We start from the raw sequence: 13,452 nt of genomic DNA on the forward strand, positions 1-13,452 counted from the left end.
CCCCGCCATGGCGGGGCTTCTTTATGTGTAGCAACTAACGAACTGTCGATTTACTCAACACTCGCTACCGGTCTATTCATGCGCGCAACGCGCTTGCTCTGCCCGCCCGATTCCTGCATCACTAAGCGCTTCTCTGACATCTTCAAGGCTTGAAGGGTCATCAATGGTCGAAGGCACCTGATACTGCTCGCCCGCAGCGATCTGACGGATCATCTTGCGCAGAATCTTGCCAGAACGGGTTTTGGGCAAGCGCTCCACGATCAGCACATCCTTGAGCGAGGCAATGGCACCGATACTGTCACGTACACGCTCACGCAGCATCTGACGAAGAACCTTCTCATCGCCGGTCCAGTCATCCTTGATGATCACGAGTCCCAGCGGCATTTCACCTTTGAGTGAGTCTTCGATACCGATCACGGCGCACTCGGCAATGGCTGGATGCGCGCCCAATACCTGCTCCATTTCACCCGTCGAGAGACGATGGCCTGCCACATTGATGACATCATCGATGCGCCCCATCACGAATAGATAGCCGTCTTCATCGAGATAACCACCATCACCAGTCAGATAATAACCGGGGTAGGCGGCAAGATAGGCCGACTGAAAGCGAGCGGCATCTTGATAGAGGCCCGTCAGGCATCCCGGTGGCAGCGGCTGTTGAATGACGACATTTCCCTGCTCTCCTGCCGCGACTTGGTCCCCCATGCCATCCAGTATCTGGACATTGAAGCCGGGCAAGGGCCAGGTGGCACTCCCGGCACGCGCAGGGACCGGCGCATGCGGCAGTGCCTGCGCATCTTCCAGCATATCAAGCCCCAGGAGGTTACCGGCGACGGGCCAGCCGGTCTCTGTCTGCCACCAGTGATCCACGATAGGCACCGGCAACAAGTCATTCAGCCAGTGATAGGTCGGGGGATCGAGGCGCTCTCCGGCGAGAAACAGACTGCGCAGACTGGAAATATCTCGCCCTCCTATCAGTGACGCTTCGGGGTCTTCCTTCTTGATCGCGCGAAACGCGGTCGGCGCGCTGAAGAAACAACTGATGCGATATTCCTCAATCAAGCGCCAGAAGGCACCTGCATCCGGCGTCTTGACTGGTTTCCCTTCATACATGACAGCCGTCGCCCCAATGAGCAACGGGCCGTACACAATATAGGAGTGGCCAACGACCCAACCGATATCGGAAGCCGCCATGAAGATATCGCCGGGGCGGACACCGTATAGAATTTCCATCGAATAATGCAGCGCAACCGCATAGCCGGCATGGTCTCTCACCACTCCCTTGGGCTTGCCGGTAGTACCGGAGGTATACAGTATATATAACGGCTCACTACCCAGCATGCTGACGGCTTCAGTTGCCTGAGCATCTTGCAAGCACGCTTGCCAGTCATGATCTCGTGGGCCAAGCGTCGCGAGCTGTTGATCGCGCTGGAGGACCAGACAGGCCTCAGGTGTGTGCCCAGCAAGTTCAATCGCTTCATCCAACCACGGCTTGTAAGGGATGACTCGATCTATCTCGACGCCACAAGAAGCCGCCATGATGACCTTGGGGGCGGCATCATCGATGCGTACAGCAAGCTCCTTGGGCGAAAAACCACCGAAGACGACCGAGTGCACAGCCCCCAGGCGAGCGCATGCCAGCATGGCCATCATGGCTTCCGGCACCATCGGCATATAAATGATGACCCGATCACCCTTCTCGACACCCAAGCCACGCAAGACACCGGCCAGCCGTGCAACATCATCACGCAGCTCACGATAGGTATACTGCCGTTTGCTATCGGTGACCGGTGAGTCCCAATACAGAGCGACCTGATCGCCTCGCCCCTCTGCAACATGATGATCCAGCGCGGCGTGGCAGATATTCATCTCACCATCGATATACCAGCGAGCATGCTGCTGAGTATCCCAGGCGAGAATGGTCTGCGGCTGTCGAAACCAGTTAATCCGTCGAGCCTGCTTGGCCCAAAAATCCTCTGGCGCCTCATTGGCGCACGCGACAAGTGCCATATAGCGCTCGCGCGACGCAAGCGTGGTGTCCTCGAGCATGTATTACCTCTTCCATCGCTTGGATGACGGCTATTTTATTGTTCTTCCACTGCCCTTCACTTGGAGGGGTATGACTCAGGCTAGTGCTGCGTATAACGAACGTTTGAACATAGCGGCAGCCAATTGCCGTCTTTTCGTAAAAATCGTCATACCATGATGTACCTTAGGACATAAATTGCCTTATTGAGATGCCATCCCGCTAGTCATACCACTGTACTGGCACTGAAAAATCGAAAGACAAGCCTTAAACATACGCTTGAATGCCTACTCAGGGCAGACTTGTCAAAATGTCAAAGCATCAAGACACCACGCTCGATGATTTACCGTTTAAGATTCCCTTGGACGTAACACGCGGAGTTATTGATCATTCACTAATCAAGGATAGGTCATAACCAAGCGCCACGGCGTAGCCCAGAATCGATTACCAAGGATATTACGCATGAATGCCAAATTATCAGCCGCGAGGAAAAGCCCCATGCCTGCGCCCAGCAATGTCATCACGCTGCACCAGTCGGGTGAACGAATCATTGAAGAAGCCACTGCCCTGCTCAAGGCAATGGGCAATGAGAACCGCCTGCGCATTCTGTGCCTGCTCAGCGATAGCGAAATGTCGGTCAGTGAATTGAATGCTCGTCTTGAACTATCTCAGTCAGCGCTTTCCCAGCACCTGGCAATTCTACGCCGCGAAGGCATGGTCCGGACACGACGCTCCTCTCAGACCATCTATTACTCGCTGCAAGGTCCTCATGCAGCAGGCGTCATTCGCGCGCTGCAGGAACTCTATCGTTAAAAAAGGGCGCCAGTCTTAGACTGACGCCCTTGTCGTAAAGCCACTCGCATTACCAGGAACTACATTCTGACTTTCAGTAGCGAGGATGCAGCACCGCTAGCCGTCAATAATGGCACGCGCAACACCCTTTCTCCCAAGACTCTCGATGTGAAACAGGCGGGCCACGGAATGGCCTTCTGTCTTGAGCAAATATTGAGAACACTATCTCAAGGTAGCACGCGACAACCTCGCTTGAGCTTACTGCTGATGCCAGCGAGACTCTGCATTGCGCTCCAACACACGGTCTAGTACGCGATCCAGCCCCAATGTCACCCCTTTGCCAAAACGATCCATCACACGACGCGGCTTCTCCAGGCTGACTTCAAACACCTTGACCTCTTCTTTCAGATAGCGAGACAACAGCGCCTGGCTAGTTCCCACTTCATCGATAAGTCCAATATCGATCGCCTCACTTCCATACCAGATATCACCCTGAGATACAGCGTCGACATCCAGTTGCGGCCGGCGACTACCGACATGCTGTTTGAACAGCTCATGAGTCCGTGCGAGATCAGACAAGAACTTCTCACGTCCTTCTTCGCTATTCTCACCCAGCATCGTCAGAGTGCGCTTATAACGCCCTGCCGTCAGAATTTCGACATCTACATCGTGTTTCTTGAGTAAACGATGCACATTGGGCACCTGGGCAACCACACCAATGGAGCCGATGACCGCGAACGGTGCTGCAATTACATGATCTGCCGCGCAGGCCATCATGTAGCCTCCACTGGCAGCCACTTTATCGACGGTGATCGTCAGTCGCGCACCGCTGGCACGCAGACGATCCAATTGCGCTGCTGCCAAGCCATAGGCATGGACGAGGCCACCACCAGACTCCAGTCGCAGAACCACTTCATCCTTCTCACCCAGTACACCTTCGAGCGCGGTAATCTGCTCTGCAAGACTTTCAACACCAGTTGCCTTGATGTCGCCGACAAAATCCAGCACAAACGCGCGACGCCCGTTGCCATGCACAGTGGCATCGGTAGATGACTTGTCACCACTCTTGGCTTTCGCCTTCAGTGCCTTCTTGAGCACCTTGGCTTCCTGCTTATGCTGCTTGGCGCGGGCCTTTTCGTTGGCCGCGTATTCAGCATCTTCAAGACCAGCTTGGCTTAGCTCACGCTGATAGGCTTTCATGCGCTCATTCCAAGGGCGAATCTTCAGCTTGGCTTCACGCTCACCCCCATCACCTTGGCGCGCACGCACAATGATAAGAATGATGGCACCAATCGCTACCACGACAGTGATTGCCTGTGCCAGAAAGAGGCCGTAGGCCGAAATCCATTGCATGCACTTGCTCCTGAGCAGATAAGATAATTGCCGGACATTTTCCCGAGCAGATAATAGGTTAGCCGGCAGCATGGCCGGCTAACGGAGATCCGACAGACATTGGGGCGTCACTGCCTGCCTGCAAGTGCTGAAGGCTGTCACTCTCCCTGTTTCATCAATAAAGAATAATGCTCGGTCACACACTTCAAAAGATCATCCCCAACGACTTGATTGGAACGGTCGTTTGAAATAGTCTGATAGACATTCTCGACGGCCGCTTTTGTATTTTCTCGGCTCTCATCGCCACTCGTATCGATAAGGAATACCCTCATGGCCACAGCCAACACTGTTATCGACATGCTCAAGAACCGCTTCAACCCGGAAGCGGCCAAGGGCATGGACGAAGTTTTCCAGTTCAACATCACCGATAGCGATGATTACTACATGATCATCAAGGATGGCACGCTGGATGTCGCCGAAGGAGAGCATGATGATCCGTCTGTCACGTTGAGCACCGACAGCGAAACTCTCAAGGGCGTCATGAAGGGCGAAGTCGATGGTATGCAAGCGTTCATGACTGGCCGACTCAAGGCAACCGGCAACATCATGCTGGCCACCAAGCTGACGTCACTGTTTCCTAATGGCTGATGTTTGAAAGAAACACGTGAGAGCTGCTTTCCTCCAAAAAAGCCCCTGCCAACTGGCAGGGGCTTTTTTGGAGGTGGCGATTCGCATTGCCACATGGGGGGGCGCTCAACGACCGCTGGCTACCGAGCGCAGAAAGTTGTCAATCAGCGCATGCGAGATGGAGAACCTCGGCGGTAACCCCGGCAGATCTTCTGGCGTAAACCACTGGGCATCCTCGATCTCGGCACCATCAATGACAATATCCCCTCCTGCATATTCAGCGTAGTAGCCAAGCATGAAGGAATGCGGGAAAGGCCAGGACTGACTCTGGAAGTAGCTCACCCGCCCGACTTCAACGCCAACCTCCTCGAACACTTCGCGCCGCACTGCCTCTTCAGCACTTTCACCGGCTTCGATAAAACCTGCAAGTGTCGAGTACATGCCTGGCCCGAAACGCGGACTACGCGCCAGTAACAATTCGCGCCCTCGCGTAATCAGCGTGATGATGCAAGGCGAGATACGCGGATAACTACGATGCTGACAACCGGTGCAATGCATCGCAAACTCGTGCTCAAGCCGCTTCATGCGCTTACCACAACGGCCGCAGAACCGATGGTCACGCATCCACTTGAGCACCTGTAGTGCACTCGACAACAATGGAAACTGATCCCGCGGCAAACTATGCAGCCATTGCCGCGCAGCTGGCCACTCTGGTGAGCCGGCCTCGCCGAGTGCGGCAATTGGCGCCCCCTGCCACTCACCAATTCCTATCGCGCCTGACGGCCAATCGCACTGTGGCTGAATGATTCCACCATCAGCTGCCGGCGCGACGCCTTCGCGGCCAATACGGATCAGATATCCGTGACGACTAGCCATCCGAGATAGATCACGCACCAACATCAAGCATGCCCTCCCGGGTTACCCCGAGAATCCAGACTGCCCAGTGCTGCAATGGTCACGTGATCGAATGCACAATCTGCCTTGGCGCGTATCTCTTCGCACCAGGCATTGTGGCGTTCAAGCTCCAACGCAGAAAGACCAGGCGTGACCAGCCGCGGGCGATCATCGCGCAGGCGACGAACCCCGACAACGCCGCCTTCTTCACCATCACCTTCGTCGAGGGTATCCAGCCCCAGCGCGGTCTGACCACCGGTCATCGCCAGGTAGACATCACCCAGAATCTCGGCATCCAGCAACGCGCCGTGTAGCACGCGATGCCCGTTGTCGATGTCATAGCGCTTACACAGCGCGTCCAGGTTATTACGCTGGCCGGGGTGCTTGGTACGAGCCAGTTTCAGCGTATCAAGGATGGCGCAGTGATCGGCCACTGGCCCAAGCGGAGTGGCGCGCGCCGAATTGATCAGCCTGAATTCGTTATCAATGAAGCCCACATCGAATGGTGCATTATGGATAATCAGCTGGGCGCCCTTGATGAACTCCCAGAAGGCATCCGCCACATCGGCAAACACCGGCTCGTTGGCGACACGTTCATCGGTGATGCCGTGGACACCCATCGCCTCTTCGTCGATCAGACGTTCAGGATTGACGTACTGATGATAGCTGCGGCCGGTCAGGCGGCGATTGACCATCTCCACCGCACCGATTTCGATCAGGCGATGGCCTTCCTTTGGATCAATACCGGTGGTTTCAGTATCGAGAATAATCTGACGCATCTCAGACCTCTTGGTGAACAGTGGAGCGACTGACGTCGCTGCCGCAAGGCGCAAGCCTCATGGTGAAAGCCGGAAGAGAACATGACATATCCGGCACTGCGTTGCTGACAGAAAGCGTAAGAGTGTGATGCTTCAAACGCGGCGCTGCATCTCGTCAATCGCTTCGTTGGCCAGACTATCAGCGCGCTCATTACCTTCATCACCGCTATGGCCCTTTACCCAGCGCCACTCGATAGCATGACGCTCGCTCTGGGCCAACAGCGCCTTCCAGAGCTCCTCATTCTTGACCGGCTGCTTGGCGGCTGTCTTCCAGCCACGCTTGACCCAGCCATGCACCCATTTGGTAATACCGTTCTTGACGTATTCAGAATCCGTCCACAACACCACATCACATCGCTTGGTCAATGCCTTCAGTGCTTCGATAGCGGCTGTCATTTCCATGCGGTTATTGGTGGTCTCACGCTCACTGCCCTTGAGCTCTTTGCGATGCTTGCCACTGACAAGGATCGCCCCCCAGCCACCCGGGCCCGGATTACCCCTGCAGGCACCGTCGGTATGGATCACAACCCGGGAAGGCAAAGTATCGGCGGTAGCATCAGCGGCTGAATCAGGCGTGGAAGGACTTTGACTCACAGGGAACACTCTCAAAGGATGAAAGAAACGCACACGCTGCCAGGACATCAATACGCCCCTCACCGACAACAACGCACGACAATGGGCCATCATTCTAACCATTCGTGCCGGACTGCGGCAAAAGCCACTGTGTTTTTTTACAGCCTCTGACATCGAGGCGAATACGGCGTGTCATGGTGTCTCGTCAGCAAGCATGACTGAATGTCAGCGCTTACCCTTATCAGCCTCACGCCGGGGCACATGTCCTTCACGGGCATGCATACGCGTTGCCTGACTGATGGCAACACCCTGAATGGCGACACGAGAACGCTTGGCATTGATTGGCTGCACATAGCCGACATTGCGTCGTGCCCGAATCAGCATGAGACTGCCCAGAGGCAGGTTATAACGACGCCCCATGCGTTCCAGCCAACCATGACGAAGTCTCAGTCCCGGCAGATGGAAGCCGGCATAGTCGATGCGCTCAATATCGAAATCCACGAATGCCAGCCAATCACGCAAGGCAGCAGACGTCCGCCAACGTCCTTCCCATGGCGTGATATGGCGACGACGAGGGTCTAGGCGCAACAACCCTTCACCTGAGAGGGGTTGCCAGGCAACGATGATCAAACTGCCACTGGAGCGCAGAACCCGTGCAGCTTCGCGTAGCAAACGATGAGGTTCCGGCGCCACTTCCAGTAGATGATGAATCATGACCAGATCCATACTTTCATCTGGCAGCGCAAGCTGTGTCAGGGGGCAAATCAAGGTCGAGGGTGACTCGGCAAGCTCCGGACCAGGCGCCCACTGAATCGCGTGACGAATGGCAGACAGCGATAACAGATCATTGCCACCGGGACCAAGACACAGGCTATGGAAGCCGAAACAGCGCTCAAACAGCGGTGTCAGCATCTCGCGCTCTGCTGTCAGTACATCCTGCCCCTCCGGTCCTTCAAGGAAGGCACGCATCGCTCTTACATGTGCGCTCAGCAAACGAGCATGCTGACGTTGTCGTTCTTCAGCCGTTAGCTGCGTGGCGGTATTGGCCACAGTGAAGGGATCTTTCCACATCCATCCATCTCCCGACATTTCAGAGAGAAAAGCTCCCTCTGACACAGGCAAATTTTGACACTTGCCTACATTCTCACACCATAAGGGGTTTGACACTTACATGCTTGCTCGTCAGGCTTGATGCCTTTGAATGGCGCCAACACGTTCAATGACATCATCTCGACATGCTCGCTGGGCGTCTTTAGTCGCCCAGCCGACCCGTGACGAGCCTGACATTCAATGAACGATACCGCTGTTTACAGGTCATGATACTGCCCTGTTCAATAACACGAACAGGCACCTTGACTCAGGCAAATGAGAAAGGTGACAGGACAGCAGGGCCCAATGCCATCATGAATGGCAGCATGACAGAACATACTTCGCGTTGTTGATGTCGCTCTCCCCTCTGTATACCGCCCTATCAATAAGGCACACAGAGGGTTGGCAGCAAGATCGGCAGCTCATAATCCAAGCGTATGCGTCAGTGTCTATGGCGTCGCGACGAACCTTCAGTATTCGTCGATGACAGCATGCTTTTTATCGCTTCAATCTGATGGCTCCTCGCCTGCAGATATGTTGAAGCTCTTGATTTGTCACCGCATGCGAGACCGTTCAGCACACTGATCAGCACGCACAAGATAACGTAGAGCACCTGACCCATATGATGAGCGTAACGCCCATAGCGGCTTTTCAGGACAACTATATCTGGCTAATTCAAAGCGATGGCAGCAATGCTGTTGCGGTGGTTGATCCGGGTGATGCCACGCCAGTGATAGAGGTATTGGAATCACGGGGCCTGACCCTGGATACCATCCTGATCACCCATCACCACAAAGATCACACCGGTGGACTGCCAGAGTTGGTCAAACGCTATCAACCTCGTGTCATCGGCCCGCATAACCCGGCCATTCAAGACATTGATGAGCGCGTTGCACAGGGCGACACCTTCCGTGTGCAGGGCCGCCTCTTTGAAGTCATGGAAGTGCCCGGACATACACTGGACCACATCGCTTTCGTGACCTCAGGCATGCCGGGGCTGCTGTTCTGTGGTGATACTCTCTTTAGCGGTGGCTGTGGCCGTCTGTTTGAGGGGACAGCACAACAGATGCACGACTCTCTCAGCCGACTGGCCGCATTACCAGAAGATACACTCGTCTTTCCCGCACATGAATATACCTTGGCCAACCTGGCCTTTGCACACGCTGCAGAGCCTGATAACAAGCTGTTGGACGATGTCACGGCCGACTGCGAGAACACGCGCTCGCTGGGCCGCCCCACACTGCCCTCGAACATCAATCGAGAGCGGCATATCAATCCGTTCCTGCGAAGTGCCAATCCGGCACTTCAACGGCATCTGGTGCAGGAAGGACGCCTGTCAGCCTCCTCGGATCAAGAAGATTCCGCCTTGTTAGCCTTTACGGCATTACGCCAGTGGAAGGACAACTTTTAGTCCTGCTGCCCGCGCACCTGTTTTCTCGGTACTGCAGTGCGATCTGCGCTCAAACGTGCGATGCATGGCCACCGACACAGGTGTTTCGCGTGACAGCGGGTCGAGAACCTTATTGATCTCGATCAGCCCCCGCAGTCACTGATTGTGCCGGAATGTCCGGCTAGCTGAGCCCGCGTCGTGCCCATCCGACGCCGGCTCGCCATAGAGTAATCATTCAATGCATCAGCAAGACCTCCGTACCGACGGCCAGAAGACCGCCGACACGCCGTCTAATGCATCTTTTGGCCAGTATCGACTGCGCCAGCTAATTCGCCTCGCCTCCTTTGGAGCAGGCATGTGCCTACCATTGATCGCTCTGCCGGCCAGCGCCAGCTCAGCGGCGATAAATGACATGACAGCGTCCAGTGTTCAGCAAGCCGCACCACTGAACTTCATGGAAGCGCTGGACGCCATCCCGGCCAATTACGCCGATGTCTGGGAGCGCCTGCGCGCAGGTTACCAACTCCAGCAGGACACTGGGCGGCCTCGCGTTCGCAAGTGGATCGATTGGTATCAGGAGCATCCCCAGCACGTCGAACGTATCGCTGAGCAAGCGCGCCCATGGATTCGTTACGTCACTCGTCGCGCTGAAGCGCGTGGTTTGCCCGCAGAGCTAGCACTGTTGCCTTTCATCGAGAGCGCCTACGACCCTGATGCCGCCCACCCCGGCGGCGCGACAGGCATGTGGCAGTTCATGCCGGCCACCGGCGATGAAATGGGGCTGACACGCAATCGCTGGTACGACGGCCGCAAGGATGTCCTGCTCGCCACTGATGCTGCACTGGACTACCTCCAGGCCCAAGGCACTCGTTGGTATGACGGTGATTGGGAGCTAGCGCTGGCCGCCTATAACGCTGGCGCTGGCACCGTGAACCGTGCTCGTGAACGAGCTGATGGTGATGATGACTACTGGGGCATCAGCTTGCCCAATGAAACCATGGAATATGTGCCCAAGCTGCTGGCGCTGGCTGCCATCATTCGTGCGCCGGATGAGTACGGCATCACGCTGCCAGAAATTCCTGACAAAGCCGAAATCGCTGCCGTAGACACCGGTGGGCAGTTGGATCTTTCTACTGCCGCAGAACTTGCAGGTATCAGCGAGCGTGAGCTGCGCGCACTGAATCCAGCCTATAAGCGTTGGGCGACTAGCCCCGGCGATAGCTCGCTGGTCATTCCAGCAACGGCGCGCGATACCTTCCTCAGCCAGTTGGCTACACTGCCGCAGGAAGCCCGTCAGAGCTGGGATAGTTATCGCGTTCAGCATGGTGACACCCTGTCAGTCATTGCACGACGCAGCGGCCTGTCACTGTCAGAACTGAAACGTAAAAATCATCTCTCGAGCAATACGATTCGTATCGGCCAGGCATTGATGGTGCCAGACCGCATCGGCGCGACGGCCACTCAGCTGGCCAGTGCCAATGGCCAGAAAAAAGTCCTTGTGAAGCGTGGTGACTCACTCTCACGCATTGCTGCACGCCATAATGTCACCACTCGCCAAATCACGCGCTGGAACAAGCTGTCAGTGTCTGACTATCTACGCCCGGGCCAGATGCTGACGCTTTACAGCGCGAACTGATCAGCCACACTCGCCAGAGTCGTAGCATCAAGAAAACGCCCCCGTCATCGATGATGACGGGGGCGTTTTCTCAAGGGGCGTCAGGCACTCGTCATCTAATGTCAATAAAGTAATCTCGCGTATCTACTCGTGGGCCTGAGCATGGCCGCTGGCAGGGAACTTCGTTACTCTTGGCGAGGTCGATTGTGACAGAGTCGCCTTTAGACAACATGCTCGCGGCAGTATATTGCGTTCACCAATGTCAGCCATACCGTCAACGGCCCACTGACCAGGGTCATTCAGTCAAGGAAGTTGCCGATGCATCTTGTTTCTCCTGTCACACGCCGAACCTCGGGGGCACTACGCACCCTGTGCATCGGCCTGCTGATACTGAGTGGTACATTCACCGGCAGCGCACAGGCACAACCCTCACGACAGATTTCTGCAACGGCACCAGAGCAGACATCTCAACAATCTCCTCTGAATGTGCCGACCGTGCACGGGCTGGCCATTTACGGCGAGCCTGCTCACAAGGCAGGCTTTGACCACTTCCCCTACGTCAATGTAAATGCCCCCGTTGGGGGCCGCATGACGCGCGCCGCCATCGGCAGTTTCGACTCCACCAACCCCTTTATCCTCAAGGGAAATCCGGTGGCCGGGCTGAACTACTTCGGGGGGCTGATCTACGACACTCTGATGACACAATCCGCTGATGAGCCTTTCACCGAATATGGCTTGCTGGCCAGCGGTATTCGCCTCGCCAAGGATCGAAGCGCGATCGAGTTTGATATCGATACACGCGCCCGCTTCCACGATGGCGTGCCTATCACGGCCGCAGATGTCGTCTTCACCTATCGACTGCTCAAGGACGAAGGCCTGCCTTTCTTCAAGAGCTATTACCATGACGTCACGGGTGTCAGCGTAATCGATGACGACACCGTCAGGTTCGACATGTCGCCTGAAGCCGCTCGTGAACTGCCCTTGATCATTGGCCAGCTGCCGGTACTTCCCGAACATTACTGGAAGAATCGCGACTTCACGCGCGCCACGCTGGACATCCCGCTGGGCTCTGGCCCTTATCGCATGGATTCACTGGATGCGGGGCGCCAGGTTCGTTACGTGCGCGTCGAAAATTACTGGGGCAAGGATCTACCCGTCAACAAGGGTCGCAACAATATCCAGACGCTGGTCTACGACTACTACCGAGACCAGACCGTATCACTGGAGGCCTTCAAGGCCGGCAGCATTGACCTTCATGTCGAAAGCAGCGCCAAGAGTTGGGCAACCGCGTATGACACACCCGCCCTGCAAGAAGGGCGCCTGAAGAAGCTCGAGGTGCCGGACAGCAATCCGGCCGGCATGCAGGGCTTCGTGCTCAATGAGCGTCGCGCACGCTTTGAGGATCCGCGCGTACGTGAGGCGCTGGCGCTGGTCTTCGACTTCGACTGGATCAACCGCAACCTCTTCTACGGCGCCTATCAACAGACGCATAGCTACTTCGAGAATTCCGACATGGCGGCTGACGGCGTGCCGACCGGCAAGGAGCTTGAGTTGCTGGCGCCCTTCAAGGACGAACTCCCCCCAGCGGTTTTCGAGCAATCGCTACCGATCGATGAGCCCACTGACCTACGCCCACGCCTACGCAAGGCGCTGGGCCTACTGCGTGAAGCGGGCTATCAGGTCGTCAAGGGACAGCTTGTCAACCGCAGTACCGGCAAGCCGCTGACGCTGGAAGTGCTCAACTACGACACCCAGTTCGAGCGCGTCATCCAGCCCTGGATTCGAAATCTGGCACGTATCGGTATCCAGGCGCGTATCCGTACCGTCGACGTCAATCAGTACATCAATCGTCGCCGTAGCTTCGATTTTGATGTGGTGGTGGGCAGCTATCCGCAGTCCAACAGCCCGGGTAGCGAGCAGCGCGAATACTGGACCAGCGACTATGCCGACGTGGCAGGTTCTCGCAATCTGATCGGCCTCAAGAGTCCGGTCATCGATGCCTTGACCGACACGCTGATTCAAGCCCAGACCCGCGAAGAACTTCTCAGCGCAACGCGCGCCCTGGATCGCGTGCTGCGCTGGGGCTTTCATGTCGTGCCCCAGTGGCACCTTGCTGCTACGCGCATCGCACTCTGGAACAAGTTCGGCTACCCCCAGCCGTTCCCTGAATATCTCTTGAGCCTGGATAGTTGGTGGGTAGAACCGACAAAAGACGCCACGCTCGACCCTGGAGAGTAATTCTTCAATTACAGCACGTGCTGATGAATATCTGGGTCGCTGGATCTACTCATGCGCC

11 protein-coding genes are annotated in these 13,452 nt (G+C 56.1%); 5 read left to right on the forward strand and 6 right to left on the reverse strand.

The annotated features are described in order from the left end of the window. Window positions 1–72: 72 nt before the first annotated feature. A complete protein-coding gene (locus CFN46_RS08855) occupies window positions 73–2,049 on the reverse strand; it encodes an acetate--CoA ligase (protein ID WP_088743293.1) in 1,977 nt (658 codons plus the stop codon). A 475-nt stretch (window positions 2,050–2,524) separates the two neighbouring features. Here CFN46_RS08855 and CFN46_RS08860 point away from each other — a divergent pair, with 475 nt between their 5' ends. Then, a complete protein-coding gene (locus tag CFN46_RS08860; RefSeq protein ID WP_024950459.1) occupies window positions 2,525–2,839 on the forward strand; it encodes a helix-turn-helix transcriptional regulator in 315 nt (104 codons plus the stop codon). A gap of 237 nt (window positions 2,840–3,076) precedes the next feature. Here the strand turns inward: CFN46_RS08860 and sohB are convergent, their stop codons facing one another. Continuing rightward, window positions 3,077–4,171 carry a protease SohB gene (gene sohB, locus CFN46_RS08865; protein ID WP_024950460.1) on the reverse strand — a complete coding sequence of 365 codons (1,095 nt, stop codon included), beginning with the start codon at window positions 4,169–4,171 and terminating at the stop codon, window positions 3,077–3,079. Between the two features lie 309 nt (window positions 4,172–4,480). Between sohB and CFN46_RS08870 the strand changes: the two genes are divergently transcribed. Then, window positions 4,481–4,798 carry an SCP2 sterol-binding domain-containing protein gene (locus CFN46_RS08870; protein ID WP_024950461.1) on the forward strand — a complete coding sequence of 106 codons (318 nt, stop codon included), beginning with the start codon at window positions 4,481–4,483 and terminating at the stop codon, window positions 4,796–4,798. Window positions 4,799–4,903: 105 nt separating this feature from the next. On the opposite strand, the gene nudC is transcribed toward CFN46_RS08870, so the two are convergent. The 4 genes from nudC to CFN46_RS08890 form a co-directional block, all read right to left on the reverse strand. Next, on the reverse strand, window positions 4,904–5,677 hold the full coding sequence (nudC, locus tag CFN46_RS08875) for an NAD(+) diphosphatase (protein ID WP_024950462.1): 774 nt from the start codon (window positions 5,675–5,677) through the stop codon (window positions 4,904–4,906). Then, complete coding sequence (gene dnaQ / locus CFN46_RS08880) at window positions 5,677–6,450, reverse strand: DNA polymerase III subunit epsilon (RefSeq protein WP_088743294.1); 774 nt, start codon at window positions 6,448–6,450, stop codon at window positions 5,677–5,679. Before dnaQ ends, nudC begins: the two co-directional genes overlap by 1 nt. 132 nt (window positions 6,451–6,582) lie before the next feature. Further along, the gene (gene rnhA / locus CFN46_RS08885) at window positions 6,583–7,029 is read right to left on the reverse strand and encodes a ribonuclease HI (protein ID WP_254918464.1); all 447 of its coding nucleotides are present in this window, start codon (window positions 7,027–7,029) and stop codon (window positions 6,583–6,585) included. Between the two features lie 258 nt (window positions 7,030–7,287). Then, window positions 7,288–8,133, reverse strand: a complete 846-nt coding sequence (locus CFN46_RS08890) for a class I SAM-dependent methyltransferase (protein ID WP_024950465.1) — start codon at window positions 8,131–8,133, stop codon at window positions 7,288–7,290. 640 nt (window positions 8,134–8,773) lie between these two features. Between CFN46_RS08890 and gloB the strand changes: the two genes are divergently transcribed. From gloB to CFN46_RS08905, 3 genes are all read left to right on the forward strand, one after another. After that, a complete protein-coding gene (gene gloB / locus CFN46_RS08895) occupies window positions 8,774–9,562 on the forward strand; it encodes a hydroxyacylglutathione hydrolase (protein WP_024950466.1) in 789 nt (262 codons plus the stop codon). 217 nt (window positions 9,563–9,779) lie between these two features. Next, entirely contained in the window at window positions 9,780–11,177 is a 1,398-nt protein-coding gene (locus CFN46_RS08900) for a LysM peptidoglycan-binding domain-containing protein (RefSeq protein ID WP_024950467.1), read from the forward strand. A gap of 297 nt (window positions 11,178–11,474) precedes the next feature. Then, complete coding sequence (locus CFN46_RS08905) at window positions 11,475–13,394, forward strand: extracellular solute-binding protein (RefSeq protein WP_088743295.1); 1,920 nt, start codon at window positions 11,475–11,477, stop codon at window positions 13,392–13,394. Window positions 13,395–13,452: the final 58 nt, after the last annotated feature.

This window comes from Cobetia sp. QF-1 (genome assembly GCF_002213105.1).
GTDB classification, from domain to species: domain Bacteria; phylum Pseudomonadota; class Gammaproteobacteria; order Pseudomonadales; family Halomonadaceae; genus Cobetia; species Cobetia crustatorum.